We start from the raw sequence: 25,621 nt of genomic DNA, 5'->3' as shown, positions 1-25,621 counted from the left end.
TCTTCTCCCTGCCTGTATACGGCACGGATCTCGTCGTCACTGAGTTTGATGCGACCCTTGGGCTTGCTCAAGGAGGTTACCAATTCCTATATTTGGATTACGCTAGCTGATAATCTCTGTAACCTGGGAAAACTCTCTAATTTTTTAAGCCTGAGTAGTTACGCCAAGTCTCTAAAAAGTCTCTCATGTTAAAGCCCCTAACGATGGCGATAGAGGCTTTGGGAGATGATGAATTTTACAGAGTGACTACTTTACAGAGTCACTAGGCTGTTAGGCGAGAAACTTCTGCCGACGGGTATCGTATCGGGCTACATAGCTTACAGGGGTTTCCCGTAGGTACATTACACCGTGGATCATGGTGGAGTGCTCTTCGGTGGGCTTTTCTACTGTCAGACTGTTGCGATCGCAATAATCCTGATAGGCAACAAAAATCTCATTATAACTGGAATTATTACTAGCCATTGGTTACCTTTCACGTTAAGCATGGGTAACCAACCAGGTAGCATGCGCCTTGCGCTCCAACTAACAGCATGCTACCCAGCTATTGAATTTGTGTCCCTACCCTAGCACGTTAAAGGCTGACTGACCTAGGCCACAAGAAAGTTAAGATGACGGTGTTGATCGAGACGGTGGAGTCTGTGGTCCTATGGTGAACCTTGACGCTGATGTAAAAGTTTTTAAAACTTGGGGACAAACAATGGGCCGGATTAATCGTCTGGCAGTTCGGCTGGTCGTCAGGCGGTTAGTCGGTTTGGCCCTCAGTCTTCTGGTTTTAGGGTGTGCCGCTGGTTGGGGCAGCACCGATGCGGCCTTGGCCGCTGTCGCCCCCAGTCAACAGCCTCTAGATACCCTACAGATCCATTTAGGTAATCAGGCCGGTGGTTTGGTGTTTGAACCCAAGACCCTAACTTTTGAGGCCGGGAAACGCTACAAACTTGTGTTGAATAACCCCAGCCCCGTCAAACATTACTTCACAGCCAAAGACTTCACCGATGTAATTTGGACTCAAAAGTTGGAGGCGGGTCAGGTGGAAGTTAAGGGCGCTATCCATGAGCTGGAACTCAAGCCCGGTGCCGCCGCCGATTGGGTATTTATTCCCCAGAAGCCGGGGACTTATGAGCTACATTGTTCCATTCCTGGTCATGCAGAGGCGGGCATGGTGGGGCAGTTGACCATATTGGCTGGTGTTTAGTGGCTGGCGCGGCAGCAGCCCGTCACCCCATCATTTTTTGTAATAGCTCTGCCAGCTGTTCCGCACTGTCATTGACGGCTAGGGCGCCTGCCGCAATGCGCATGGCATCTAGCTCTTGCGGTGTGGCCAAGAGGGTTAAAACCCGTTGCTCTAGGGTGTCGCCGGTTAATTCTGCCTGTGGGTAAACCTTGCTGGCCCCCACCTGACTAAAGGCCTTAGCGTTGTAGGACTGATGGTCGTCTGCGGCAAACGGGTAGGGAATCAAAATCGATGGGGTGTGGGTCATGGCTAACTCCGTGAGGGTGCCAGCCCCGGCCCGGCTAATTACCAGGGTGGCCCGTTTAAACAGGGCGGCCACATTATTAAAGAAAGGTCGGTGAATGTATTGGGGATGGTTCAGACTTTCGGTGTCTGGATCATAGGTCCCGGTTTGATGGACCACCCAGGCTCCGGCGTTAAACCACGCGGGGGCAGCGGCCCGCACTAACTGATTGACGGACACAGCCCCCTGACTGCCCCCCACCACCACAATCAAGGGAGCCTCGTCAGGGATGGCTAGGTCCGTTAGGCTGGCGTTGCTGTCGGCCAGGAACTGCGATCTCACTGGCGTTCCCAACCACACGGTTTTTGTTTGCTGGGGCAGATACTGCCGGGTTTCTTTAAAGCCAATGGCCACCACGGAACACCAGCGGCTCAGCCAGCGGGTGACCTTGCCGGGCATGGCGTTGGATTCGTGCAGCACCGTGGGTAGCCCCAAGCTACGGGCGGCAATAATGGCCGGCGCGGCAATGTAGCCCCCGGTGGTAAAAACCCCCTGAAACTGGCCCTGTTTCAGCAGGCGACGGGTGGCTAGGGTGGCTTGCACAAATTGAGCCAGAACTTTTAAGCTGCCCAGGCCCAGTTTCCCCTGAACGCCTCCCATGCGGACTGTATGGAGGGGGTAGTGTTTGGGTACCAGCTCGGTCTCTAGCCGATCGGGTACCCCTAGCCATTCGATGGTGCTGTCTAGTTTTTCGGCGGTTGCGATCGCAGGAAAAAGATGTCCACCGGTACCACTGGCGGCAATCAAGATCCTATTGACTTCACCATTTTCTTGTCTGTCGTCCATAATGTGAAAGGCCCAGACCATCTAGGAACCATCGCTGCCGTAAATTTAGATTAGCGAGCTGGTTTGTAGAGTGAGAATTGTGCCTAATGTTATGTATGAGGGTAACTTAGCCATTGGTTATTATCTGCTGAATTGGTTCCTATGGGGCAGCACTTTCTGAGACATTGTTCTGAGCCATTGTATTGATTGATCAGACCATTGCCCCCCCAGATAGTTTTCCATCCCTAATTGCTCGTCGTATTACCTATCGTTACGGAATATTATTACCGAGGACTTTACCTATGATTCATCCTTGCCGCTGGTCTCTACTGTCGTTGGGTCTGCTAGGGATGAGTATAGTTACGCTGCCGGTTCAAGCGGCGTCTCCAGAAACGGCACCCACGGCCCTAGTCAATGCCCTAGAGCAGATCGAATCAGCCTCCAACGCCCAAGACATTGAAGCCGTAATGGCGTTTTATGCCGAGGACTTCACCAATGAAGACGGCTTTAACTATGCCACCCTTGAAGCCACCCTACCCCAGCTATGGGAGCGTTACGACACCCTTAACTACCGAGTAGAGCTGCAATCGTGGGAAGAGGTAGACGGCGGCTACGTAGCGGAGACGGTGACCTACATTGATGGGGTTCAAACCACTCCCCGGCGTCTCACCCTAGAGTCAGTGATTCGCTCCCGTCAGCAGTTCACCAATGACAAAATCACGTTTCAAGAAATTTTATCTGAGCGCAATCAGCTGAATTCGGATACTTCGGCCCCAGAAGTCGTTGTGATTCTGCCGGAGCGGGTAGTGCCCGGTGACAGCTATGGGTTTGATGCCATTGTGCAAGAGCCCTTGGGTGAACGTTATTTGCTAGGTGCGGCCATAGACGAAGGCACCACCCCAGAAGATTTCTTTGTCCCCCGCCCCATCGACCTGGAACTCTTGTCCGCCGGTGGCTTATTTAAGCTAGGGGATGCCCCCACCAGTGACGATCATCTCTGGGTCTCGGGGTTGCTGATTCGGGATGATGGCTTGGTGGTGATTACCCGTCGGCTGCGGATCGAGTAGTTGCCCTGGCGGGCGGCTTCGCTGGCTGATAGAGCTGATGTCCTAGCCTACGTGGAGCGGGCTCAGTCCATTAGGGGCCACTGTTCCCCAAAGATTACTGCCCGCAAAAATTGTATTGATGATAGTGGCACCGCTCAAGTCTGCGGCGCGTAAGTCGGCTTGCTTTAAGATGGCCCTGGTCAAATTGGCCCGCCGTAAATTGGCCCGGTGCAGGTGGGCTTGGGTTAAGTTCGCGCTGGTGAGATTGACATTACGCAAAATAGCCCATTCCAAATCTATCCCCACTAAGCAAGCCTGACTCAAGACGCTGTAGCTGAGGTCGATGCCAGGTAGCTGCAAGTGACTCAAGTCGCAGTTACTTAAGTCCAAACCGTGAAACATACGTTCACCCTGTTGGTAACGTTCGATTAACCGTTGAAGTTTTGATTCCATAGTCCTCTTTAAGGGATTGCTAGTCGGCTTACCGCTTGCCGGTGCTGATTTAGGGATGAACCGCTCGATCCAAAGATCACCAGGTCAGAATTTTGTAGATCGAATGATCTGGCAGATCAGCAACGTCACTTACTTACTAGTGATGACATCCGTAGAGATGTGACAACGGCGGTAGTGGTCAATACATCGACTGGGTCCGTTGCTAGGGGGAGAGTAAGTGGTCTAAATCCTTTATCTGATAGGACTATGGAGATTTTTAGCAGCTCACTGCATCAGGGGTATTTATGGGGAATGGCTGTGGCAATTCACCCTGCTGGTCGCAACATTTCTGCATAGCAACTTTAGTGACCTGCCCTAGCACACCGTCAATGGCCCCCTGGTAAAACCCCTGGGTCTTGAGGTACTGCTGCAGACTTTTGCATTGGGAGGATTGCAGACGGTAGGCGAGGTCCTGAAATGCTTGGTTGAGCCATTCATCACTGAGACAGGTCTGTAATTTTTCCTGTTGCTCGGTGATATCGGCATCATCAATAAAGTTATATAAATGGGCCAACATGTGATCGGCTTCATCAATTAAAAAACTAATCAGCGGGTCGGTTTCAGCGGTGGCCAAAATCGCATCCAGACGGGCGGTATCCCTATCGCTGAGGTTAGGCTGTACTGATAACTGGCAATAAGCTTGAATCAACTCCCGATGTTGCTGGGCGTAATCACTGATATTTAGATAGCTAGGGCTGCTAAACATGAAGCCTCTCCGGTGGTGTGCGCTAAGGAGTTAGTGACTGGGGCTACGCCGCTGTGACGCTCAATTTCTGATGACTGCGCTCTTGGCCTAACCCGGTTGTGACGAATGGCGGTACGGCGTACGCAAATCTACATAGATTTGAATAATCATAGCCAGCATGCGGAATGTCACAGGTTCAAGCTGAACGTCACTGTAAATAGAATCAAATGGCGCATTGGTATGGCTGACCAACCTGACTTGCCTTTATTGGATGTTTTGGATCTTGCCCTTTCAGAAATTTTAGGTGGTGGCAATTCCTATGCCTATTCCACCTTAGCTACGGTCCGTCGCCATCTCTACCAGTTTCGACTGATGCATCAGTTTGAGCCCTATGAAATTTTGTTTGAGGCTTACCTCAGAGGCAAGGCAAAACAACGCACGGGTGAAATGATCTACAACCCTCATGCCTGGCTGAAGCGCACTGCGTTTAATATTGTGCGTGAAAAAAGTCGTCAGGCCCAGCACCAAGCCCCCCAGAGCTATGAAGACATTGAGTATGGCATCAGTGCCGAGCCTGAATATGGGCTGGAAGCCATCGATCTGAGCCACGAAATTGATTTGCTTTATAAAGCCCTGAGGACCCTATCTCGTGAGGATGACCATACGGCGCAGCTGCTGGTGTGGCGAACCATTGAGCGACTTTCGTGGGAGCAAATCACCCAGCGTTTAGGGGAGCTGGGGGAAATCGACATTCCCACCCAGGCCACCTTGCGTCAGCGAGTGTCTCGGGCAAAAAAGCGCATGCGCCACATCATGCACAGCTATGGCTTGCCGACGGGGTAAGACCTCAAACGTTGCTCGAATGTTCTTCAGGCAGGGTGGTTTTGACGGTAAATGTGAGGACTTTTTCGTCAATGCCTTTCAGCTGTAGGGCACTGGATTGAATAATGTCCTCGGTGTTGAGGTAGTCGGCAACGGCAGCAGAGACCAAAATACTTTTGCCATCGGCGGCTTCCTGTAGGCGGGCGGCGATGTTGACGCTGGGGCCAATGGCGGTATAGTCAGCGCGCTTGGAGCTGCCAAACAGGCCGACCACCGCTGTGCCTTGGTGAATGCCACAGCGGAATTGGACGTCGGGGACTCCCTGCCACCGCTGGTTGAGGTTTTCTAGGGCTTTGTACATGTGCCGAGCGGCTGCGATCGCACGGCGCACTTGCTCCTGGGGACTGAGGGACTCCGGTGCGCCAAATAGGGCCAGCACCGCATCCCCCATAAATTTATCCACGGTACCTCCCTGGTCAAAAATGGCCTGGGTCATGACTTCAAAATATTCGTTCAGCAGCTGGGCCACTCGGCGAGATCGCAGCGTATTGGACAGCTGGGTAAACCCCACAATGTCGCTAAATAGAACGGTCACCAATCGGGGCTCTGGGGTGAGTTGGAGCTGCAGAGTCCCCTGGGCGGCTTTTTTCACTAGGGCAGCCGGTAAAAATCTTTTCAGAACGGAGTTTGTCAGATACTCGTTGAGTTCCATCACCTTGCGTTCATTGGCCTTGAGGGCCAATAAATTCCGCACCTCCGCCAACAGTTCTCGATCTTTAAATGGCTTGGAGATATAGGCATCGGCCCCTTTTTCCGTGCCTTCTAGGCGGATGTCATCATCCACATTGGCCGTGAGCAAAATAATCGGGATGCCCTGGAGCTGTGGCTCGAGGCGTACTTGCTGGATCAGTTCTAGACCCGATACCTGGGGCATCATCAGGTCCGTAATAATCAGCTGGGGTTGGATCTGTCTTGCCACTTCTAACCCCGCAGCGCCGTTGTGGGCGGTGCTAATTCGATGGCCCTGGCGTTGCAGGATACTGGCGACATAACTGCGTAAATCTGGATTATCGTCAACGACGAGGATATTGGCCCCTGTGGGATCAATGGGGGTGTTGGGCAACGGGCACATGGGGGCGTCGATGGGGGCCATGGCTGAGGTGGGGGCTATGGGGCGATCTTCTGTTTCATGGGGGGCCACTTCGTGATGCAGATCGGCCAGTTCCACCGCTGCCCTCTGTTGCTCTAGGGTGCGAACGGTATGGCTCACCCGGTCGGCGGGCAGATGGTCCGCTCCGATGGGCAGTTCCACCGTGAATAGGGTACCGGCTCCATAGACGGACGATACCCGTACATCTCCGCCATGTAGTTCCACCAGTTCTTTCACCAGGGCCAGGCCTAGCCCGGTACCCTCATGGGTGCGGCTGGCGGAGCCATCGGCCTGTTGAAAGCGTTCGAAAATATGGGGTAGCTGTTCCTTGCGAATGCCAATGCCGGTATCTTCGATTTCTAGGTAGCAGTTTTTTTCAAAGGTGTTGAGGGTGATTTGAATTGAGCCCTCTGCCGGGGTGAATTTCACTGCGTTGGACAGGATGTTGTACAGCACCTTGTCAAATTTTTCGAGGTCCAAGAAAACCGATGGACAGGGCTGAATTTGGGTGGTGAGGCGAATGTGTTTGCGATCGCAATAGGCCTGGAAGGATTCCGCCACAGTCCTCACCAGCAGAGCAAAGTCACAGGGGTAGAAGGTGGCCTGCATTTGCCCCGCATCCAAACGCTGCAGATCGAGCAGTTGGTTGACGAGGCGTAGTAACCGCCGTGAATTCCGCAGGGCAATCACCGACTGCTCCAGGGGGAGTCCCGTACCCTGCTCCACCGCCGACTCTAACGGACCAATGGTCAGGGTGAGGGGGGTGCGAAACTCGTGGGAAATATTCTGAAAGAAGGTGGTTTTTTGTTTATCTAAGGCTAATAATTGTTCCGCCTGTTGCCGGGTGGTCTGGTAAAGCCGCGCCTGCTGTACGGCAATGGCTGCCTGGTTCGCCACCGCTTGGGCCAAGTTGATTTCTTCCATATGCCAGCGTCGAGGCTGGGATTGCCGGAGGCTAATGCTACCGATAATCTGCCCATCGGTAATCAGGGGCACTAGCAGCAGGGCGGCGGCTTTCACCTGAAACGGTAGATCTTCCGGTGAGCCTGTCGGTGGCGTTGGCTTGTCAGTAGGTGCGGACATGTCATCCAGCACCACCGGAGACTTACTCGTCAACAGTTCTTGCAACAACGGATTGTCCCGGATTTTGACCTGGGATTTTGGTCGGTTCAGCATGTGAGCTTGGTGAGCGTCGTACAGGCCCACACAGTCGACATAGTCATCTGCCTGGGTCCATAGGGAAATCGCACAGCCGTCGGTCTCAAGGGCCTGGCCTAGTTTTTGGGTGATAGCCGAAAAAATCTGCTGGGGTTCTAAGCTGCCGTGGATGGCTTGGGTAATGGTGTTAATCAAAACCTCCCGCTGAGCTAAGGCCTGCACCCGCTCATGGGTCCATGTTTGGGCCAGGGCCAGGGCCGCTTGATCCGTTAAGGTTTTGAGCTGTTTGATCGCCCTGGGGCTCCAAGGTTTGGGGTGCTGACAATGGTGCAGGGCCAAGATGGCTAGGGGTTCGCGCTTGCTGATGAGCGGTATGAGCAGGCTGGAATGGGGCGCTAAGATTTCATAGGCGGCCTGGTGGGTGACATCGGGGTGAGGGCCATCCGAGGCTTGAATCACCTGGATACTGTCTGTTTCCATGGCTGTTGCCGCCAAGGTGCTCTCCTCCATGGGGGGAGCCGAGGCCGTCTGGTAGGTCCAACAGAGCTGGGTAGAGTTAGATAAATTGTAGAGGGGCCGCAGGACGCAATAATCAACCTCAAATGCTGTCCCCAGCGTACGGACAATCAAGGCCAGCATCTCCTCAGATGTTGCGGCACTGTGGATGGTGTGGGTCATTTCGTTGAGCAGGGTTTCTTGCTCTAGAAGCTGATCCAGTTCTTGGGTGCGCGATTTGAGCAGTAAGTGGGTGTCTATGGCCTGGTGGACAATGTCCCTCAGATCCTTTTCTTCCCAAGGTTTAGTAATGTATTTAAAGACCTTACCTGCATTGATGGCTTCCACCAGGTCGGCCACATCGGTATAACCGGTCAAGATCATCCGAATGATGTTGGGATATTGGTTTGCCACCTGTACCAGCAGCTCCGTGCCGCTCATGCTGGGCATGCGCTGATCCGAAATAATCGCTGCTGTATCGGGATGCTGGGCTAAACTCGTCAGGGCGGCCTGGCCACTGTCAGCCCGTAATACTTGAAATTCTCGATAAAAGGTGCGTTGGAGGAGATCTAAGTTGTGGGGTTCGTCGTCGACAACTAAAATCTTGAGTTTGGATGGAGATATTTGTTGATTGTGCTTTTGGCTAGCCATGCACCCTGTTGTGTCGTTAACCGACCTCGGAAATGAAGAATTGATTGTAGAAAATATGTAGTGCGCCCTTGGACCCAGATGCCATTAGATGCAATTAATGGCCGGAATCAGGTCAGATGCCATCGCTTCCGATCTGGACATTTCCTGGTTGAATGCCCCTATCCAGAGTTCCCACGCTGCTTAACCGCTCACCATGTTCAGATTCAACTGGGATCGGGCTAATACGTTGCCCAAAGACTATCGAATCAGGTCTGCCCATCCCGCAGATCTAGCCCAATTATGTGAGCTGCTGCTGACGAGTTTTTACCCCGAACGGCGCTTTAATCCTTGGCTGTATCCCCTCATGCGCCTCGGTATTCAGGAAGATATTAAGCGCCGTCTGAACACCTCACCCCATCAGTATGGGTGTCTGGTGGTGGTCAATCAGGCTGCTGGCGCTGCGGCTACTCCTAATGTTGCTGTTGAGTCTAGGGCGACGGGTGGTCCTGGCCGGTTCGGTGAGACGGGTGGAGCTAGTAGGGCGGAAATTGTCGGGACGTTGGAGATCTCATTGCGATCGCAATTTTGGCAGCCGCTACAGCCTCGCCGACCCTATATTGCCAATGTCGCCGTCGACTATCACCACCGCCGCCGGGGGTTAGCCCAGCAAATGCTCATTGCCTGTGAGTCCATCGCGAAAACCTGGGGATATCGGCAGTTGTATCTCCATGTTGCCACTGATAATCTGTGGGCCATTGCCCTATACCAAAAAACTGGCTATCAAGTCTGTGGCAAGTCGCCGTGGCGACGACGGCAAATGATGGTGAAAGAGCTATTTTTCTAAATATTTAATTACTTGGATTAGTAATTTCCTAGAGAATATTAAAAGCGGAGTAACTAAGTAGTGTCGATAGTCCTACTGCACTTTCGATACAATGTTTCTCACCCCTTATACCGTGAAAATATCCATATCCTCCTGATAAATATTATTTTTTATGTAGTGTGTATGAGGAGGGACGGGTAACGATCAAAGACTGTATAAAACTCAGCTGATTTGGTGCACTAATTTATAGTGTTCGTTCACAGTAAGAGTAATTAGTCTGGATTACCTTAGCCCTAGGTAGACTCTCTAACATGATGGATGCTCAATCCAATCCCTTGCCACTCTATTCATCTCCGGCTCGTCCCTTGGGCCGGAAACGTCCCCACATGTTTACAGTGCAACCAAAGCTATCCCCCGGTGATGCTATGCATCTAGAAGATAGTACGGTGAAGTGGTGGGCTGAACGCACCAAGCAGTCTTCCGGTTCTAGTTCCAATGTGCCTGTCAATGAAACCTTAGCTGTGGATAGCTTGCTTAAGAAAATAAACCGTGGCGATTTACTGGTCGTTAACAGTCGTCGTCGTAACGGCCTGATTATTTTTCGCGAGTTCTATGCAGAATTTGCCGGGCCCGGTGCGGCTGTGGGTGGTGATTTTGATCAGGGCTGCCACAAAATTATTCCCCTGGGCAATCTGTCTTTGATTGAGCCCGATGATCACGCAGATCATCAAAAGGCCCTCAAAATTCGCTTGCAGTGGATTCGCCTCACCCAAAACTTTACCGATCAGCCTCGCTCCGCCGATCGGGCCCAAATGATCCTCGATCAGTTCAAAACTTATTTTGATAAAAGCACCATTGACAACGTGCCCAATGAGGCATTTGCTCTCATGGTCGGTGTTTTACCCCAGACCGTGCGGCGGGTCCGTTTGGGGTTAGATAGTTAGAATTGGGGCTCGATAGATTAGAACGGCCCTTCACCGTCACCTCAGCCGAGAATATTTTCTAAATTTGTTCTGGTGCGTTGATTTTCCTCCGGTGTGCCTAGGCTGATGCGGAGGCCACCCCCCGTCAATCGAATCAAAGTACCTTGCTGGCGTAGGGTGGTAAAGATGTGATGTAAGCCCTCCGCCTGCTCTAGTCCAAATTGGGCCAACCCCTTATGACTTAGGCGGCAGTAGATAAAATTAGCTGCGCTAGGCCATGGGCTCAGAGCGGGTTGTGATCGTAGCCAATGGGTCATGGTTTGCCGTTCTGCCATCGTGATTTCCAACGCAGCCAATAGGGCTGGGCGATAGCTGAGGGCGGTGAGGGCCGCTGCCTGGGAAAAGCTGGGTAAATTGTAGGGCAACCGAACTTTTTCCAGGGCTTCAATCAGCTCTGGCTGGGCCACTGCATAGCCCACCCGATGGGCCGCGAGGCGAAACGCTTTAGAAAATGTCCTCAGTACCACCCAGTTACTACGATTGAGGCTATCGGCCACTAGGGTTTGCTGGCTAAATTCAAAGTAGGCTTCATCGATCACCACCAGCACATCCTGAGGTAGCTGTCGGAGCCAGTCAATTTCAGCCTGGCTCAGGGCATTGGCCGTGGGGGAGTTGGGATGCACCATAAAGACAACCCGGATGGCATTTTCCTGGATGGCCGTTTGGGCCATGTCTAAATTGACTCGGAAGTCATCCGTGCGACCCACGTCTATGACCGGAATGCCTAGGGTTTGAGCCAAAATGCCGTACATGGAAAAGGTAGGGCTCGCCACCAAAATTGCGCCATTGTTAATGGCCGTGGCAATTAGTAACGACCGAATGAGCTCATCGGAACCGTTGCCCACGGATATATGGTCTGCCGTCGCGCCAGCCCCTGATTCTGATACATAGCCAGCGATGGCCTGTTTTAGATTCCGATGTCCCCCATCTGGATAGCGATTAGCGGCGATGGTTTGTTGATAATGCTGGGCTAGGGCAGCTTTGATCTCAGCTGGTAAGTCAATAGGGCTTTCATTGGTATCGAGCTGATCGTAGGGCTCTGGAATGGGTGGATGGGGCTGATAGGCGTTGAGATTAGCAAGATCAGCACGCAGGAAGGGCAGCATGGGCAAAACAATAGGCGTTAGGGGGTCTTTATTGTGCCATTTTTACCGCTGACAAAAATCCGTGATTGATGGCCCGATTTCCTCCATGCCATCGGCCATGCCATGATCCGTGTCTAGGGTCTGCAGTGTGATCCAAGGACGATGGGCTGCATGGCGTTGGCTAGCTTGGAGGGGAATGACCTCGTCGCGCTGACCATGGAGGATGAGGGTGGGTACCGGCCGATTGAGCTGGGTGTCGTCATAGCCTTGAGCGTCGGTGAGAAATTGGTGGTGTAGGCGCTCTTGGCGTTGCCAACCATAGTGGTAGACCGATAACCAGCCGCTGGTTTCCCACTGTTGGAGTTGTCCTGGGCCGAGACGCGGCAACCACTGCTTCAAAAACTGAAACGCCGGGGCGAGTAAGATCAACTGCTGGATGTGGGTGGACTGCTGGGCAACCCAAGCTGCTGTCAGGCCGCCTAGGCTAGAGCCGATCAACGTGGTGGGCCCCTGGAGTTGGCTCATCACTTGGTTGATCTGGCGGGTCAGGGTGAGGTGGGCAAAGTCCCCTTGGTTTAAATCCATCAGCTGCAGGTCAAGCCCCTGGAGCTGGAAGTGCGATCGCAACCACTGGCCCTTATAAGACTGTGGTCCAGACGCGAACCCATGAAGATAAATGTAGTCACCCATGGCTCCCTCGTTTCCAATGCTGCACCATGCATACAATATGATGTTTCGATCACCTCAGCTCTTGAAATAAGCCTCCATGACCCAGCAGTTCCGTATTACCCTCCTCCCCGGCGATGGCATTGGTCCTGAAATCATAGCGGTTGCCGTTGATGTCCTCAACGCGGTCGGTGCCAAGCTAGATCTACAGTTTGTATTTACTGAAGCACCCATGGGTGGTTGTGCCATTGATGCCACCGGCAATCCGCTGCCCCAGGAAACCCTAGAAATCTGTCGGCAGAGTGATGCAGTACTGTTAGCGGCCATCGGCGGCTACAAGTGGGACTCACTCCCCCGAGCCCAACGCCCGGAAACCGGTTTGTTGGGGCTGCGGGCTGGTCTAGGTCTGTTTGCCAATCTGCGACCGGCCACCATTCTGCCCCAGTTGATCGATGCTTCCTCCCTCAAGCGCGATGTGGTTGAAGGGGTGGACATTATGGTGGTAAGGGAACTGACCGGAGGCATCTACTTTGGTCAACCCCGGGGAGTGTTTGACGCCGATGGCGATCAGCGGGGATTTAACACCATGGTCTATACCGGGTCTGAAATTGATCGCATTGGTCGGGTGGCCTTTGAGGCGGCCCAAAAGCGCCAGGGCCGTCTGTGCTCGGTAGATAAAGCCAATGTGTTGGAGGTTTCGCAACTATGGCGCGATCGCATTACCGCCCTGGCCAGCGATTACAGTGATGTGGAACTGAGCCATATGTACGTGGATAATGCGGCCATGCAGCTGCTGCGCTGGCCCAAACAATTTGACACCATTGTCACGGGTAACCTATTCGGAGATATTTTGTCCGATGCAGCGGCGATGCTCACAGGGAGTATTGGCATGTTGCCCTCAGCCAGTTTAGGGGCCACTGGTCCGGGTGTATTTGAGCCGGTCCATGGGTCTGCTCCAGATATTGCTGGCGAGGATAAAGCCAATCCCCTGGCCCAGGTGCTCAGCGCCGCCATGATGCTGCGCTATGGGTTGAACCAGCCCCAAGGGGCGGCGATGATTGAAACTGCTGTGAACCATGTCCTAGACCAGGGCTACCGCACCGGGGACATTATGGCCGAAGGGATGACGGCGGTGGGGTGCAAAGCCATGGGCCAAGCCCTGCTGCAAGCTTTAAATTAGGCTTGGTTGCGGTACATTAGCCGGGGGGAGCATCCTTGGCATAATCCATCCATGGCAGCTAGTATTATTGTACTGAGCAGTGCTGGGTGATGGACCCTAAAGGTTATATCTGGGGATATTGCATCTGGGGATATCTGAGGACATCTCAGGTAGAATCCTCAAGATTTTGACAACAAGTTACAGTTATTAGCTGCGGCCATGGGGTATCTTCAGCACAGATCCACCTAGTCCACAACCTAGTCCACGACAAGAACGGTGATTTTGCAGTCACCCATGCAGTTCAACCTATTTATCCAGCAAAAGGGAGTATTCAGTCGTGTCATCTTTACAACGGCCAGAGTACGTTAACCATAGTGAGGCGGCGGTACATCCCAGCGTGATGGCAACCGGTATTCAGCGTAGTCCGCTCAATTTACGGTCCCCATCGTCCATGGTAGACCCCGCATTACTTAGGTCCGCTCGCCACATTTATCGCACCTATTATGAAGTGCACCCTGAGGTCATGGAACGGCCCATTGGGGTGGCCATTGGTCGCACAACCCGACGAGGCAAACTGATTTTTGGCCCTAAGCCCGTGCTTCTCCCCCACGAAAGCTTTATTCCGTTAACCCAGCTTGAGCCTGGTCTACACTAGGGCGAATGTTAGAGAATTGGCTGCCCTGGGGGCTGATCTTTGGGCTAGGGGCCTCCATTGGCAGTTTTCTAAATGTCGTGGTTTATCGTTTACCAGCAGGGATTTCATTACTGTCGCCACCGTCCCGTTGTCCCCGCTGCTTGACGCGGTTAAAGCCCTATGACAATGTACCCGTCTTCGGTTGGGTCTGGTTGCGAGGCCGCTGTCGCTATTGTCGAGCGGCCATATCCCCTCGATATCCCTTGGTGGAATTGTTCAGTGGGCTATTGTTTGTCGCCCTATTTTTGCGATTTGGTTGGAGTCTGGAGACTCCTTTTTATTGGGGGTTGGGGAGTTGGCTGGTGGCCCTCACCTTAATTGATCTGGATACCCTTACCTTGCCCAATGTGCTAACGACGTCGGGTGTGTGTTTCGGTTGGTTGGCCCAAGGGTGCTTAGCTGCAGCGGCTCATCAAACGGTGATTTCAGCCTTGGTGGCTAGTATGGCTGCCAGTATTTTGGGTCTGTGGTTGTTCGATGCCATTGGTTTACTAGGGGCGGTGGCCATGGGCCAGCCTGCCATGGGCGGGGGGGATGGTAAACTGGCCGCCATGGTAGGGGCCTGGTTAGGGTGGCAGGGGTTGTTGCTGACGATTTTGCTAGCGTCTTTACTAGGGGCCTTAGTGGGTGTTCTGGGAATGTCCCTCGGTTGTCTAGAACGTCGACAGCATATTCCCTTTGGGCCATTTTTAGCCTTCGGGGCAGGAATTAGCTTATTTTTTGGCAATGCCTTGGTACAAGGCTATTTGAACCTCTTCTTTGGAGGCAATGGGTAATTTATGGCGGCGATAAAATCGATGGGATTTGCGCCAGGGGGATGGGCAAGCCGGTAGGATTGAGAAACACTACGTATCGAGAACAGGGTCTATGTCCCTCTTTGATTGGTTTGCAAATCGTAAAAAAGAAAACCCCATTAGCCCCGATCATCAGGAGCGAGAAATTGCGGATGGTCTCTGGACAAAGTGCGACGAGTGCGGGGTTTTAACCTATACCAAGGATCTGAAGGCCAACCAGATGGTTTGCCCAGAGTGCGGGCACCACTATCGTGTCTTTAGCGATCAGCGGATAGAGCAATTGATCGACGCAGATACTTGGCAGCCTCTGGATCAGACCATTACCCCTAAGGATCCGTTACGATTTCGCGATCGCAAAGCCTATAGTGATCGGCTGCGGGATATGCAACATAAAACCAAGCTGAATGATGGCGTGCAAACTGGCATTGGTCAGATCAACGGTGAAAGTGTGGCCCTCGGGGTGATGGATTTTCGCTTCATGGGCGGCAGTATGGGGTCGGTGGTGGGCGAAAAGCTCACTCGTTTGATTGAACATGGGACGGCGTCTCGTTTGGCCGTGGTGATTATTTGCGCATCTGGCGGGGCTCGCATGCAGGAAGGCATGTTGAGTCTGATGCAAATGGCTAAAATTTCCGCTGCTCTAGAACAGCATCGCGATCATCGTTTGCTCTACATACCGGTTTTGACCCATCCAACCACGGGAGGTGTAACCGCGAGTTTTGCCATGTTAGGCGATATTATTTTGGCAGAACCCAAGGCCAACATTGGCTTTGCAGGGCGTCGAGTAGTGGAACAAACCCTGCGGGAAAAGCTACCCGATGACTTTCAAACCGCAGAATATTTGCTAAATCATGGTTTTGTTGACAAAATTGTGCCCCGCACCCAGCTCAAAGCAATGCTGGCCCAGCTGATTCGCCTGCATCAGCTGCCGGATCTTTCGTCCAGTCTGAGCCATGTATCCTTTGAAAGGGCTGCCAATGGTCAGCCGGTGCCGATTAAGCCCGTGATTTAGTCAATCTTGTAACTGTTTTGGGAATTGGTCCTATCGGTGGCATGATAGTTAATAACTATTGGCTAACTGAATGCTCAGATAGCTGCAATTTGCGAGCATCACCTGATTTTCGGGTTTAATGCATCGCGCTGTGTTGGGTATTTAATGGCGATCCATTTCGAGGAGAATCATGTTTAAAAAGTGCATTTGGCTGGTGGTCGCGGCCGTATTTCTGGTAGGCAACCTTTTTGTAGGTAGCAGCGCGATGGCGGCTGAGCTAGATGAAACAATCCGTACCATTCCCCTGAATGAACAGGGTGACACAGTAGTGTTGTCCTTAGAGCAGGTTTCTCAGGGGCGGAAACAATTTAACTATGCCTGCGCTACCTGTCATGTACAGGGTATTACTAAGACCAACCCCAACGTTGGCCTAGAACCCGAGGCGCTGGAAGGAGCTTACCCCAATCGTAATAATGTCGAAGCTCTGATTGATTATCTGAATAACCCAACAACCTATGATGGGTTGACTGAGATTTCTGAGCTACATCCCAGTACTAAAAGTACTGATATTTTCCCTAAAATGCGCAGCTTAACTGAAGATGATTTAACTGCCATCTCTGGTTACATTTTGCTGCAGCCTAAGGTGATGGGTTCTATGTGGGGAGCTGGTAAGACTCGTTTCTCTGCCCCCGCTGTTTTTGACTAGTTGTTTTTGATGTCCTGCTTACGTTTACTCAGGCCGTCGAGCCATAGATAACCGAAAAAGGGGGAGGTTGATTGGACCTTCCCTTTTTTTGTGAAGGATAGGCATTGCGTATGGGCGAAAACTCAGCCCTCGGCGTTTAAATGACTGTTGGGATAAATCTTTGGAATAGGATTGTCCTCACCGATTGCGCTAGTTTAGATAGACGGTGGAATGGAGCACTATGGTAAAACGGCGCACAGTATTATGGGGGTTGTTGGGGGGTGCGATCGCAAGTTGTCGTCCCAGCCCATCTTTTCCCTTAAAGGTAAAACTGCTGGCTCGTTCGGTACCGTCCCAAGTTTTAAAAGCCTTTAACCGAGAAATTCCAGCCCAGTTCGAAGCCGCCTCAACCTTGGTCGATATCTATCAGCAGTTGCAACGGTGGCAGTCTGCCCTACCCGCTGAAAAGCCCCTTTGGCGTCGGCTGATTCCCATGACTGCTAACGATGCCGAAGCAGCCGATGCCCAAACAGTCGATACTCACCTCGTCACCCTCAGCGATCCTTGGTTAGACTACGCCATTCAGCAAAAGTTAATTCAACCCCTACCGGCGCTGCCCTTTGTGGAGAGGCTGCCCGAATCTTGGCAACGTTTGCTCCGGCGCGATCTCGCCGGACAATCTAGCGTGATCGGTGAGCTATGGGCCGTTCCCTATCGGGTTCAGGGACTGATGATTGCCTATCAGAAGTCCATGTTCAAAGCTAACCCTGAGGAAATCACTAAATGGGCCGATCTATGGCGTCCAGAGCTGGCTGGACGCATCGCCATGCCCAACCAACCTCGGTTAGTGGCTGCCATCGTCCTCAAAGCTCTAGGATATTCGGTCAATGATGAAGCCGCCTTGGCCCAAGACGATGTCCAAGAACAGCTGATGGCCCTATATCGCCAAGTGCGGGTGTTTGATTCCGAGGACCATCTCAAAGCTTTGGTCAATGAAGACGTTTGGTTAGCGGTGGGATGGAGCGGTGATATTTTAGCCACCCTCGTTCGCTACCGCAAACTGGGGGCGGTCCACCCCCAAGAAGGCACGGTGTTAACCACCGATCTCTGGGTTGCGCCAGCCAATGCAGACTTCACCGAAGCCACCCAAGCGTGGATAGAGTTTTGTTGGCAGGCTCCGATGGCGACGCAAATCTCCGTCTCAACCTATGGCTTATCGCCATTATTTTTTCTGCCTGGGGCCAAGGTGCCAGAGCAGCTACCCCAACAAACCCTGCTCCTGCCAGAACACAGTGAAGTGCTCCTACCCTTATCAGATCGTGGTCAAACCCTGCTATCTGAGCTATTTAACGTTGACGTCCTCCGCGAATAGCCCCCTGACCGAAGTAATCTAGATTTACCAAACATTCAGGTGCTAATGTTTCGGGGCTCGTTCCCTCTGGGCCATGCTCTGACTGTCTATTGCCATTGATGTCGTCTACAAAGTCACAGACATGGAGGCCAACTAAACGCTCCCCGGTAAAGATCCGCAGCTGATAGCCATAGGATTTAGCGCTCTCACCAAACTGAGTGATAAACGCATACTGTTCCAAATAGCTTAACAGGGGCCAGATTTGACCATTAACAATCACATCTACATGTCTAGGGTGAGCCGGATCATCATAGGCTCGCCAACTATCAATTAACCGGCTGTTGATCGCCTCCCCTTGCTGCTGTTGCTGCCACCATAGACTCGGCAAGGTGAACCGTTCTGGGGAAGGTGTAGCATCGGTGGCGATGGCGGGTCCATCCGTGATGGGCCGTTGATCATTGATCTGGCCGACCCTAGTTGCCTGTTCTATTAGTAATGATTGGGCAACACCAGGATGGGTCCACCCTAAGGCTATGGATAGAGCTGGAACTAATGACCATCCAGCAAATTTCATCCCGGTTGATTGATGGCGGTTGATTGATGGTTGCTTATTCATCGTTGCTTAACCCTGAACCGATGAGGAGCTAGTTTAAAATCAGTCGCTGACGGTGGACATGGCCGAGGTGTAAGGGGGCTGCCTGCTCCTGCTGCCGTTCTAACATATGGATTAACTGTTCGGGGCGTAGCATGTTGCCATCATTACGGCAGCTGCCCACATATCGCACCACGGTCTTGCCTCGGGTGGATAGGTAACGGATCACGCTGGGGGGCAGGGTGCTAGGCAAGGTAGTGACTATTTCTAGCTTGTGTAAGCGTTCCCGCAAGTTAATTTGCTTCACTTTGCCTGATTTAGTGATGTGGGTGTCGGGAATTTCATCCGTAGCGAGAATTTGATCAATCCACAGCTGCCAAAGCTCTAGATCATGATCCTCATCAGACGTTATGGCTAAGAGATAGTCGGCCTGATCCAAGGCTTTGGTGGCGGAGGGAGCTTTGATGTCCACCGTTTGCACATCGTAGATGGGTAAGGTATCCGACAGCTGATCCTTTAACCGCTGTCTAAAATCAGCCACATCCATCTGCTCAGTCAACTCAAAGTCAATCACCTCTCCGGTACTAGTGGCTCCGAGGGCCAGGGCATTGGCGGGAGCAATGCGCGGTCCCGGATGGAACCCCCCCGTAAATGAAATTGGCAGGGCCGCCCGCCTAACCGCCCGGTCTAGCATCCTGGCCAGATCCAAGTGGCCAATTAAAGCCATATCCCCCAGTTTCCCAAGGGTTACCCGCAGCCGTTGTATGCGCTCAGATTTTGGCTTGCCATGGCCCTCAAAGGAGGGAATCGGTAGGGGTGGGATAACAATGTTGTGGCCAAAGTCAGTGCCACATACTCCACAGTGGGAGCAACCTTCGAAGGAGCAATCAGGGACGGTAGCGGCTTCTAAGGCACGGTGTAAATCCTCTTGGAGCCACGTTTTATCAATCCCCGTGTCGATGTGGTCCCAAGGCAAGGGGGCAGCCATGAGCGCTTTCCATTGATCTATGCGATGGCCGAGGGCTTCTGGCTCATTGGACGGTTGCTCATTGGACGGTTGATGGGCTAACGACTCGTCTAGATTCCATTCTCCTTGGGCTACTTGACGATACTTCCAGGTCAGCCCGGCGTCATCAATGGCCTGGGTCCAGGCATTAAAGGCCCGCTCTAGACTTTCCCACCAGGCATCCATCCCTGCCCCTAGCTCCCAGGCGCGACGTACCACGGCGGCCAGTCGCCGATCACCCCGGCCCACAAAGTCCTCCATAGCAGAAATCCTGACATCAGTGAAGTTAACCTTCACCCCACGAATGGAGCGAAAGACCTCTTTAAGCATGGCTTGTTTGCGTTCAAACTCGCTGGTGGAGACGGAGTGCCATTGAAAGGGGGTATGGGGTTTAGGGGTAAAGTTAGAGACCGTAATATTGAAGTTAAGAGAACGCCGACCTTCAATGCGACATTCGCGGCGCAGCCACTGGATAGTTTCCGCAATACCTAGGACATCGACGTCAGTTTCACCTGGCAGGCCGATCATAAAGTAGAGTTTGACCTTATCCCATCCCTGTTCGTGGGCTGTTTTTACCCCCCGTAGGAGCTCTTCATTGGTCAGCCCTTTATTGATGATGTCCCGCATGCGTTGGGTGCCCGCCTCTGGGGCAAAGGTGAGGCCGGTTTTTCGGGTACCACCAATGATGTGGGCAATGTTTTCGTCAAAGCGGTCCACCCGCTGGCTTGGCAGCGATAGGGAGACATTGTCATGTTTAAGCCGATTTTTGACTTCAACGCCCACCGCTGGCAGGGCTAAGTAGTCTGAGCAGCTGAGGGATAGTAGCGAGAATTCGTCGTAGCCCGTTGCTCGCATGCCGCGCTCAATGGTATCAATGACTTGCTCCGGGGCGACGTCACGGGCCGGGCGGGTGAGCATGCCGGGCTGGCAAAATCGACAGCCTCGGGTGCAGCCTCGACGAATTTCTATGGTGAGTCGATCGTGGACGGTTTGTACATGGGGCACCAGCCCGATGGCATAGTCGGGTATGGGGGTGGCGACCCGGCGGAGAATGCGCGGGGGGACATCGTCTCGGTTTGGCTGTACCGATCCATCGTCGGCTATGGCATAAAACTGGGGTACATAAACGCCAGGAACTTGAGCTAGGTCTAGTAGAATTTCTTGGCGGCTCATGCCGGCGTTTTTGCCTTCTTCGAGTACCAGCCCAATTTCTGGTAACAGCTCTTCGCCGTCGCCTAGGGCGATGAAGTCAAAAAAATCAGCGTAGGGTTCTGGGTTGGAGGTGGCCGTTTGGCCACCGGCAAAAATTATGGGCCAGCTGGATTCATTCCAGGGGCCATCATGGTTGCGCTCCTGCCAGGTGAGGGGAATCCTGGCCAGGGTGAGCATTTCTAAGATATTGGTGGCCCCTAGCTCGTAACTGAGACTGAAGCCTAAAATATCAAAGTCGATTAGGCTACGGCGCGCTTCCACGGCGAATAGTGGGGTATGACTTTCGGTAAGTTTTTGAGCTAGGTCGGGGCCGGGGAGATAGGCGCGATCGCAAAGCTGTCGAGGCTGCTGATTCAGAATGCTGTAGAGAATAATATGCCCGAGATTAGAGGCTCCCACTTCATAAACTTCTGGGTAGGTCAGCACCCAACGAATCGTAGCCGAGTCCCAAGGCTTATGGACAGCCCCTAACTCATTACCCAAATAGCGAGCAGGGCGGGCAATATCTGGGGTGATCAGTTGGTCTACAGCGATAGCCACGGCAAGGAAAAAGCAACTCAGACATAAACTATAGCTGATTCTCAGAGCCTGGCCTTGGTCGTGACGGTAGGCAGAGAGTCAGCCCATGAAGCCATCCATAAAAATACACCCTAAAAGCATTGAACAAAGTAGTTCAATGCTTTTAGGGTGCAGTCGCTTTCTAAATTAAATAGATAGGGTTTTGGTAAAACATTTCAGCTAAACAATAGTTTGCTGATCATTCCGGGAACCCTAATGTCTGTAGATACTAACTAGGCAGCCTTCAACTGTTGGCGATCAACCATGGCAACGGCACGGTCTAGTTGGGCCAGCTCAAATACAATTCTCACAGGAGGGGCAACATCGCATAGGCTGAGCCGCTTACAATGCCGTTTAGCCGTATCATAGCCAGCCAGTAAGGCAATGAGTCCAGAGTTATCCACACTATCGACAGCTGCCATGTCGATGGTTACTTCACTGGCCGTGTCAGAGGTAATGGCTGTTAACATTTCTGCTTTAAATGCGTCAGCAGTTGCCGCTGTTAAAGCGCCTACAGGTCGCACAACCTTCACTGATGTTTCAACGCTCTTCATACTATTTCTCCTAACAGTTTTGATTAGATTGTTTGACTTAGAGTGAAACGGGTGTCGAAGTAAGACCTTTTCATATGCCCTCGAAGCTAACGTGATGCCTCTCGGCTTGCCCACGTGTCCCAGGTCTATTCGTGGAATCTTAATGTCCGGACCGATTGTTTGAAGTTTTCAGCAAGTCTTTTGACTGAACGGTAACGATTGCTACACCCTTTGTGGGGATGTAGTTTAGCAATGTTGTTTGGTGATACGGATCACTGAGATTGCCCACTCCAGAAGTTTCACTTGATATAGCCCCAATGAGTCTGGACTCTATTCCAGATCAGAAAGGGTCCATTGCATGTAAACACCGATTAAAAGTCTTTTAGGAGCCGCTATGCACCCCTTTGCCATTCGCCACTTGGTTGAGAAAGCGCTTTATACAAAGCAGCTGACGCCCGATATTGAAGAACAAATCAATTCTGAACTGTCACGCTTAGGCTATATCTCGGAGGTTGATTATGAAGCCCTTGAGCTGCTTATGAGCGAAATGGATGAGGGTCGGATTAAACTCGTTCCCTCCATTCGTTAATGAATTAGCGAGTTAACTCAACAAATTCATTAACGAATAAAGGGCTGATATCAGCTCGATCTGATAATATTTAGCCAAATATAGCCAAATATCTAGTCGAACAAGTATTCGTAATTTTTATCGGATTGAAACTAACTTGGCTGATGATTTAGGCGCATCATCTTCAGAATTGCTATTGATCCAACAGTTGTGCAGAAAATGTTGAAAGTGCTGCTTTGCCAGTTCTTCTGGCCCACTGTCGTCGGCAATACGGAGGTGGAATAGCAGGGCGAAAAAGTCTGTATCAAAGGCCATTTTGAACTTATCCAGGGGCCAGACCAGATCGGGAGCAGTTTTGAGATCATAAAGATCTAGACCACATGTTTCAGGATCGGTAGCTGCTGCTGCAATCATCATCTGCTGCTGTCGCGAGCCGTGGGGGAGATGACACACCAGCATCAGGGGCCGACACCAAAGACGCACGGAGCCAGCTGGTTGGATTGCTTCAGCGTAAAGGCGCTGATCTAAACATTCGAGATAAACAATTTGTCCAGGGTTTATGTTATCCATTTTGAAAAATTAAATTTCCACTCAAATTAATTAAATTGAAAACACACGAGGAATCGTGGGTGGGTTTACGGCCTTAAACCATCATTTCCTAGGGGATTAGCAATGATTGAGCTGCTTCTTTTATGGTTCAAGGAGAAAAAGTTCAAATTTTGTTAAATTAGTTAATAAATTACCATTAACCCTGTTTTGAAGCACTGGCTCTAGTTACTTATTTGTTGGTTCTGGAGCGGGTGCCAATTGCTGTGTGTATCCAAGTCCTTGTCCGATCTTCGTTTAGGGGTTTGAGGACTGGATTTTAGATAAGTTCTGGTTAAAATTAAAAACGTTGTGGCTGATGCCTTATTTCTGGGGTAGGTGTCCGTCTAAAGTAAACTTTGCTGGATTTTTTAATGGGTAATTAAGGCCATGGTGTCTACCGGGACAATTGAAAAAACAGTTACGTCCAGTAAGCGACAGCATGCCCCGCGCTATCGGGTGTTACTGCATAACGATGATTTCAACTCCATGGAGTATGTCGTTGAGTCGTTGGTCAAAACGGTGCCCAGCCTCTCGGTGCCCCAGGCCGTCGATATTATGATGCAGGCGCACAATGCTGGAGTGGGCTTGGTGATTGTGTGTGAGTTAGAGCATGCTGAGTTTTACAGTGAAATGTTGCGCTCTAAGGGCCTCACTAGCACCATTGAGCCGGATGAATAAAACGCTACGGCTTGGTCTTTGGGGTCTTTGGCTGAAAGATGCCAGTCTTGTTCGTCAATGATCCGGTGGTTGACTCTTTACCACCGAGTGACAACGGGGGGTATTCTCTGGCGAATCTTTATTTTTTTTGTTTTACTGGCAGCGCTGTGGGCACCTTTGGCCCTGGTGGTCTATGGTGCAGGCTATTGGTTCGGTCAACGGAATTTGGCGAGTACGATCGCGCTGATTGGTCTGTATAGCTGCTTTATGGTCAATGCTTGGGCTTGGGGGCACTGGGTGCATGGGTGGCAGCGTCCTTTTGTGGCCTATGGTCTGATTTTTGCCAGGCAATTTTGGCTGGATGCGCTGGTGGCCCTTGGGGTTGGCGTCGGCCTAGTGGCCTGTCTGTTTGGTCTAGAAGTCCTATTCGGTTGGGCTGCCTTGAACCCTAGGCCGCTGCTGGACATCGCCCTAGAGGGGCTAGCCGTGGGCATTGGCATTGGCCTAGCGGAAGAGCTACTATTTCGCGGCTGGCTTTTGACGGAATTGCACAGTTCTATATCTCGGTGGAGCGCCATTATTTGGAGTGGCATGATTTTTGCGATCGCCCATTTCATTAAGCCTTTTTCAGAGGTGCTGAGCACCTCGCCCCAGTTTTTGGGGTTGCTATTGCTGGGGATGATTTTGGCATCTGGACGATATATCAATCGGTGCCATGGTGTAGCTCGACCCTTTACTAGCCTAGGATTACCGATTGGTTTCCATGCGGGGTTAGTGTGGGGATATTACATCGTTGATGTGGCAGATTTAGTCGTGCCATCAGGTCGTGTACCGGAATGGGTGACCGGTATTCACGGCAATCCCTTGTCCGGAGCCCTAGGGGTGACAATCTTAGGGAGTATATTTCTCCTGTCTGCCCTCAAGTTGCGTTCAGAATAGCGGCTAATAGGGCTTTTTGGGCGTGGAGACGATTTTCTGCCTGGTCCCACAATCGAGATTGGGGGCCTTCCATCACATCGTGGGTAATTTCTTCGCCGCGATGGGCGGGTAGGCAGTGGAGAACGATGGCTTCATTGTCGGCCAAGTCGAGGATGTCTTGATTAATTTGGTAGGGCTGGAATGTCGGGATCCTGGATTCTGCTTCAGCTTCATCCCCCATGCTGGCCCAAACATCGGTGTACAGAGCATGGCTACCTTGGACGGCTGCTCTGGGGTCTGTGGTGATTTCCACCGTGCTGTGCCCCGCCGCCAATTCGACGGCCTGCTTGACGATGGCCGGATTGGGGGGGTATCCATCGGGGGTGCTGACTCGAATATTCACCCCGGCTAGGGCACAGCCTAGCATGAGGGAGTGGGCCACATTGTTGCCATCCCCCAGATAGGACATGGTCAAATTGTCTAGGGTGCCAAAGGCTTCTTTGAGGGTGAGCAAGTCGGCCAAAATTTGACAGGGATGTTCTAGATCCGTCAGGGCGTTGATCACTGGAATGGAGGCATATTGGGCAAACTCTTCGATTTCAGCTTGCTTAAAGGTACGAATAGCTACTGCGTCTAGATAGCGATCTAGGACACGGGCGGTATCCGCAGTGGGTTCTCCCCGCCCCACTTGGGTAACCCCGGCATTGAGATCTAGAACCTGGCCTCCCAACTGATACATGGCCACTGAAAAGCTCACGCGGGTGCGGGTCGATGCTTTGGAAAACACTAAACCGAGTACCTTGTTGGGGCATTGGGGCTGACTGGTACCAGCTTTGAGCTGTGTGGCTAGTTCCAGGAGTTCTAGTAACTCTGTCCTGGTCAAATCTGCGATGCTGAGCAGATCTCGTCCCTTTAGTGAGTCCATAGCGTCGTTGGTGGATAAGCGGTGGAGTCAACAAGATACTACTATTTAGCCTTGGTAGGAGACACTGATGTTTGGA

General features: G+C 52.0%; 26 protein-coding genes. 14 read left to right on the top strand and 12 right to left on the bottom strand.

All coding sequences use genetic code 11. From position 1 onward, the window contains the following. Positions 1-270: 270 nt before the first annotated feature. Positions 271-462 carry a hypothetical protein gene (locus VB741_RS00865; RefSeq protein ID WP_323363241.1) on the bottom strand — a complete coding sequence of 64 codons (192 nt, stop codon included), beginning with the start codon at positions 460-462 and terminating at the stop codon, positions 271-273. Between the two features lie 235 nt (positions 463-697). On the opposite strand from VB741_RS00865, the gene VB741_RS00860 reads away from it, so the two are divergent. Further along, positions 698-1,192 carry a plastocyanin/azurin family copper-binding protein gene (locus VB741_RS00860; RefSeq protein ID WP_442786262.1) on the top strand — a complete coding sequence of 165 codons (495 nt, stop codon included), beginning with the start codon at positions 698-700 and terminating at the stop codon, positions 1,190-1,192. A 22-nt stretch (positions 1,193-1,214) separates the two neighbouring features. Here the strand turns inward: VB741_RS00860 and murG are convergent, their stop codons facing one another. Next, positions 1,215-2,321, bottom strand: a complete 1,107-nt coding sequence (gene murG, locus VB741_RS00855; protein WP_323363239.1) for an undecaprenyldiphospho-muramoylpentapeptide beta-N-acetylglucosaminyltransferase — start codon at positions 2,319-2,321, stop codon at positions 1,215-1,217. A gap of 260 nt (positions 2,322-2,581) precedes the next feature. Between murG and VB741_RS00850 the strand changes: the two genes are divergently transcribed. Next, positions 2,582-3,346, top strand: coding sequence for a nuclear transport factor 2 family protein (locus VB741_RS00850; protein ID WP_323363238.1), 765 nt, complete (start codon positions 2,582-2,584; stop codon positions 3,344-3,346). Between the two features lie 42 nt (positions 3,347-3,388). Here VB741_RS00850 and VB741_RS00845 read toward each other — a convergent pair whose 3' ends face one another. Both VB741_RS00845 and VB741_RS00840 read right to left on the bottom strand, forming a co-directional pair. After that, on the bottom strand, positions 3,389-3,778 hold the full coding sequence (locus VB741_RS00845; RefSeq protein ID WP_323363237.1) for a pentapeptide repeat-containing protein: 390 nt from the start codon (positions 3,776-3,778) through the stop codon (positions 3,389-3,391). A gap of 256 nt (positions 3,779-4,034) precedes the next feature. Beyond that, on the bottom strand, positions 4,035-4,523 hold the full coding sequence (locus VB741_RS00840; RefSeq protein WP_323363236.1) for a peptidoglycan-binding domain-containing protein: 489 nt from the start codon (positions 4,521-4,523) through the stop codon (positions 4,035-4,037). A 219-nt stretch (positions 4,524-4,742) separates the two neighbouring features. Between VB741_RS00840 and VB741_RS00835 the strand changes: the two genes are divergently transcribed. Beyond that, entirely contained in the window at positions 4,743-5,345 is a 603-nt protein-coding gene (locus VB741_RS00835; RefSeq protein WP_323363235.1) for an RNA polymerase sigma factor, read from the top strand. A gap of 4 nt (positions 5,346-5,349) precedes the next feature. Here VB741_RS00835 and VB741_RS00830 read toward each other — a convergent pair whose 3' ends face one another. Beyond that, entirely contained in the window at positions 5,350-8,778 is a 3,429-nt protein-coding gene (locus tag VB741_RS00830; protein WP_323363234.1) for a response regulator, read from the bottom strand. 193 nt (positions 8,779-8,971) lie between these two features. On the opposite strand from VB741_RS00830, the gene VB741_RS00825 reads away from it, so the two are divergent. Both VB741_RS00825 and VB741_RS00820 read left to right on the top strand, forming a co-directional pair. Continuing rightward, a complete protein-coding gene (locus VB741_RS00825) occupies positions 8,972-9,601 on the top strand; it encodes a GNAT family N-acetyltransferase (protein WP_323363233.1) in 630 nt (209 codons plus the stop codon). Between the two features lie 290 nt (positions 9,602-9,891). Further along, complete coding sequence (locus VB741_RS00820) at positions 9,892-10,524, top strand: hypothetical protein (RefSeq protein ID WP_323363232.1); 633 nt, start codon at positions 9,892-9,894, stop codon at positions 10,522-10,524. Between the two features lie 41 nt (positions 10,525-10,565). Here VB741_RS00820 and VB741_RS00815 read toward each other — a convergent pair whose 3' ends face one another. Both VB741_RS00815 and VB741_RS00810 read right to left on the bottom strand, forming a co-directional pair. After that, complete coding sequence (locus VB741_RS00815) at positions 10,566-11,669, bottom strand: histidinol-phosphate transaminase (protein WP_323363231.1); 1,104 nt, start codon at positions 11,667-11,669, stop codon at positions 10,566-10,568. 42 nt (positions 11,670-11,711) lie between these two features. After that, a complete protein-coding gene (locus VB741_RS00810; RefSeq protein WP_323363230.1) occupies positions 11,712-12,338 on the bottom strand; it encodes a YqiA/YcfP family alpha/beta fold hydrolase in 627 nt (208 codons plus the stop codon). 76 nt (positions 12,339-12,414) lie between these two features. On the opposite strand from VB741_RS00810, the gene leuB reads away from it, so the two are divergent. From leuB to VB741_RS00780, 6 genes are all read left to right on the top strand, one after another. After that, positions 12,415-13,494: a 3-isopropylmalate dehydrogenase gene (gene leuB / locus VB741_RS00805; protein ID WP_323363229.1), complete on the top strand. Its 1,080-nt coding sequence runs from the start codon at positions 12,415-12,417 to the stop codon at positions 13,492-13,494. A gap of 316 nt (positions 13,495-13,810) precedes the next feature. Further along, positions 13,811-14,128 (top strand): hypothetical protein, encoded by a 318-nt coding sequence (locus VB741_RS00800; protein ID WP_323363228.1) that lies wholly within the window; start codon positions 13,811-13,813, stop codon positions 14,126-14,128. Positions 14,129-14,133: 5 nt separating this feature from the next. Then, on the top strand, positions 14,134-14,943 hold the full coding sequence (locus tag VB741_RS00795; protein WP_323363227.1) for a prepilin peptidase: 810 nt from the start codon (positions 14,134-14,136) through the stop codon (positions 14,941-14,943). A gap of 91 nt (positions 14,944-15,034) precedes the next feature. Next, positions 15,035-15,973, top strand: coding sequence for an acetyl-CoA carboxylase, carboxyltransferase subunit beta (accD, locus tag VB741_RS00790; RefSeq protein WP_323363226.1), 939 nt, complete (start codon positions 15,035-15,037; stop codon positions 15,971-15,973). A gap of 169 nt (positions 15,974-16,142) precedes the next feature. Then, positions 16,143-16,658: a photosystem II cytochrome c-550 gene (gene psbV / locus VB741_RS00785; protein WP_323363225.1), complete on the top strand. Its 516-nt coding sequence runs from the start codon at positions 16,143-16,145 to the stop codon at positions 16,656-16,658. Between the two features lie 220 nt (positions 16,659-16,878). After that, a complete protein-coding gene (locus tag VB741_RS00780) occupies positions 16,879-18,009 on the top strand; it encodes an extracellular solute-binding protein (RefSeq protein WP_323363224.1) in 1,131 nt (376 codons plus the stop codon). Here the strand turns inward: VB741_RS00780 and VB741_RS00775 are convergent. The 3 genes from VB741_RS00775 to VB741_RS00765 all read right to left on the bottom strand — a co-directional run bounded on the left by VB741_RS00775 (position 17,984) and on the right by VB741_RS00765 (position 21,910). Next, complete coding sequence (locus tag VB741_RS00775) at positions 17,984-18,604, bottom strand: hypothetical protein (RefSeq protein WP_323363223.1); 621 nt, start codon at positions 18,602-18,604, stop codon at positions 17,984-17,986. The genes VB741_RS00780 and VB741_RS00775 overlap by 26 nt on opposite strands. Before the next feature lie 28 nt (positions 18,605-18,632). Continuing rightward, complete coding sequence (locus VB741_RS00770; RefSeq protein ID WP_323363222.1) at positions 18,633-21,338, bottom strand: TIGR03960 family B12-binding radical SAM protein; 2,706 nt, start codon at positions 21,336-21,338, stop codon at positions 18,633-18,635. Positions 21,339-21,589: 251 nt separating this feature from the next. Next, entirely contained in the window at positions 21,590-21,910 is a 321-nt protein-coding gene (locus VB741_RS00765) for an STAS domain-containing protein (RefSeq protein ID WP_323363221.1), read from the bottom strand. A gap of 373 nt (positions 21,911-22,283) precedes the next feature. Between VB741_RS00765 and VB741_RS00760 the strand changes: the two genes are divergently transcribed. After that, positions 22,284-22,478, top strand: coding sequence for a hypothetical protein (locus VB741_RS00760; RefSeq protein ID WP_323363220.1), 195 nt, complete (start codon positions 22,284-22,286; stop codon positions 22,476-22,478). Positions 22,479-22,595: 117 nt separating this feature from the next. On the opposite strand, the gene VB741_RS00755 is transcribed toward VB741_RS00760, so the two are convergent. Then, positions 22,596-23,027, bottom strand: coding sequence for a hypothetical protein (locus VB741_RS00755; RefSeq protein ID WP_323363219.1), 432 nt, complete (start codon positions 23,025-23,027; stop codon positions 22,596-22,598). Positions 23,028-23,432: 405 nt separating this feature from the next. On the opposite strand from VB741_RS00755, the gene clpS reads away from it, so the two are divergent. Then, complete coding sequence (gene clpS / locus VB741_RS00750; RefSeq protein ID WP_442786253.1) at positions 23,433-23,723, top strand: ATP-dependent Clp protease adapter ClpS; 291 nt, start codon at positions 23,433-23,435, stop codon at positions 23,721-23,723. Between the two features lie 57 nt (positions 23,724-23,780). Then, the gene (locus VB741_RS00745; protein WP_323363218.1) at positions 23,781-24,641 is read left to right on the top strand and encodes a CPBP family intramembrane glutamic endopeptidase; all 861 of its coding nucleotides are present in this window, start codon (positions 23,781-23,783) and stop codon (positions 24,639-24,641) included. Here VB741_RS00745 and argF read toward each other — a convergent pair. Continuing rightward, positions 24,622-25,545, bottom strand: a complete 924-nt coding sequence (gene argF / locus VB741_RS00740; RefSeq protein ID WP_323363217.1) for an ornithine carbamoyltransferase — start codon at positions 25,543-25,545, stop codon at positions 24,622-24,624. The two genes, VB741_RS00745 and argF, sit on opposite strands and share 20 nt — an antisense overlap. Between the last annotated feature and the right edge of the window lie 76 nt (positions 25,546-25,621).

The organism is Leptothoe sp. PORK10 BA2 (assembly GCF_034932105.1).
Taxonomy (GTDB): Bacteria; Cyanobacteriota; Cyanobacteriia; order Phormidesmidales; family Phormidesmidaceae; genus Leptothoe.
Note: the sequence above shows the minus strand (reverse complement) of the source record. Positions and strands in the feature narration are given on the sequence as shown.

What these genes read in the sequence shown, in the direction of transcription:
- VB741_RS00850 (WP_323363238.1), top strand. Translation starts at nt 2,582, where the DNA reads ATGATTCATCCTTGCCGCTGGTCTCTACTGTCGTTGGGTCTGCTAGGG.
- VB741_RS00835 (WP_323363235.1), top strand. Translation starts at nt 4,743, where the DNA reads ATGGCTGACCAACCTGACTTGCCTTTATTGGATGTTTTGGATCTTGCC.
- VB741_RS00760 (WP_323363220.1), top strand. Translation starts at nt 22,284, where the DNA reads ATGCACCCCTTTGCCATTCGCCACTTGGTTGAGAAAGCGCTTTATACA.
- VB741_RS00745 (WP_323363218.1), top strand. Translation starts at nt 23,781, where the DNA reads ATGATCCGGTGGTTGACTCTTTACCACCGAGTGACAACGGGGGGTATT.
- VB741_RS00755 (WP_323363219.1), bottom strand. Translation starts at nt 23,027, where the DNA reads ATGGATAACATAAACCCTGGACAAATTGTTTATCTCGAATGTTTAGAT.
- accD (WP_323363226.1), top strand. Translation starts at nt 15,035, where the DNA reads ATGTCCCTCTTTGATTGGTTTGCAAATCGTAAAAAAGAAAACCCCATT.
- VB741_RS00845 (WP_323363237.1), bottom strand. Translation starts at nt 3,778, where the DNA reads ATGGAATCAAAACTTCAACGGTTAATCGAACGTTACCAACAGGGTGAA.
- VB741_RS00810 (WP_323363230.1), bottom strand. Translation starts at nt 12,338, where the DNA reads ATGGGTGACTACATTTATCTTCATGGGTTCGCGTCTGGACCACAGTCT.
- murG (WP_323363239.1), bottom strand. Translation starts at nt 2,321, where the DNA reads ATGGTCTGGGCCTTTCACATTATGGACGACAGACAAGAAAATGGTGAA.
- VB741_RS00775 (WP_323363223.1), bottom strand. Translation starts at nt 18,604, where the DNA reads ATGAATAAGCAACCATCAATCAACCGCCATCAATCAACCGGGATGAAA.
- VB741_RS00830 (WP_323363234.1), bottom strand. Translation starts at nt 8,778, where the DNA reads ATGGCTAGCCAAAAGCACAATCAACAAATATCTCCATCCAAACTCAAG.
- VB741_RS00860 (WP_442786262.1), top strand. Translation starts at nt 698, where the DNA reads ATGGGCCGGATTAATCGTCTGGCAGTTCGGCTGGTCGTCAGGCGGTTA.
- VB741_RS00865 (WP_323363241.1), bottom strand. Translation starts at nt 462, where the DNA reads ATGGCTAGTAATAATTCCAGTTATAATGAGATTTTTGTTGCCTATCAG.
- VB741_RS00820 (WP_323363232.1), top strand. Translation starts at nt 9,892, where the DNA reads ATGATGGATGCTCAATCCAATCCCTTGCCACTCTATTCATCTCCGGCT.
- clpS (WP_442786253.1), top strand. Translation starts at nt 23,433, where the DNA reads ATGGTGTCTACCGGGACAATTGAAAAAACAGTTACGTCCAGTAAGCGA.
- VB741_RS00780 (WP_323363224.1), top strand. Translation starts at nt 16,879, where the DNA reads ATGGTAAAACGGCGCACAGTATTATGGGGGTTGTTGGGGGGTGCGATC.
- psbV (WP_323363225.1), top strand. Translation starts at nt 16,143, where the DNA reads ATGTTTAAAAAGTGCATTTGGCTGGTGGTCGCGGCCGTATTTCTGGTA.
- leuB (WP_323363229.1), top strand. Translation starts at nt 12,415, where the DNA reads ATGACCCAGCAGTTCCGTATTACCCTCCTCCCCGGCGATGGCATTGGT.
- VB741_RS00840 (WP_323363236.1), bottom strand. Translation starts at nt 4,523, where the DNA reads ATGTTTAGCAGCCCTAGCTATCTAAATATCAGTGATTACGCCCAGCAA.
- argF (WP_323363217.1), bottom strand. Translation starts at nt 25,545, where the DNA reads ATGGACTCACTAAAGGGACGAGATCTGCTCAGCATCGCAGATTTGACC.
- VB741_RS00795 (WP_323363227.1), top strand. Translation starts at nt 14,134, where the DNA reads ATGTTAGAGAATTGGCTGCCCTGGGGGCTGATCTTTGGGCTAGGGGCC.
- VB741_RS00825 (WP_323363233.1), top strand. Translation starts at nt 8,972, where the DNA reads ATGTTCAGATTCAACTGGGATCGGGCTAATACGTTGCCCAAAGACTAT.
- VB741_RS00765 (WP_323363221.1), bottom strand. Translation starts at nt 21,910, where the DNA reads ATGAAGAGCGTTGAAACATCAGTGAAGGTTGTGCGACCTGTAGGCGCT.
- VB741_RS00815 (WP_323363231.1), bottom strand. Translation starts at nt 11,669, where the DNA reads ATGCTGCCCTTCCTGCGTGCTGATCTTGCTAATCTCAACGCCTATCAG.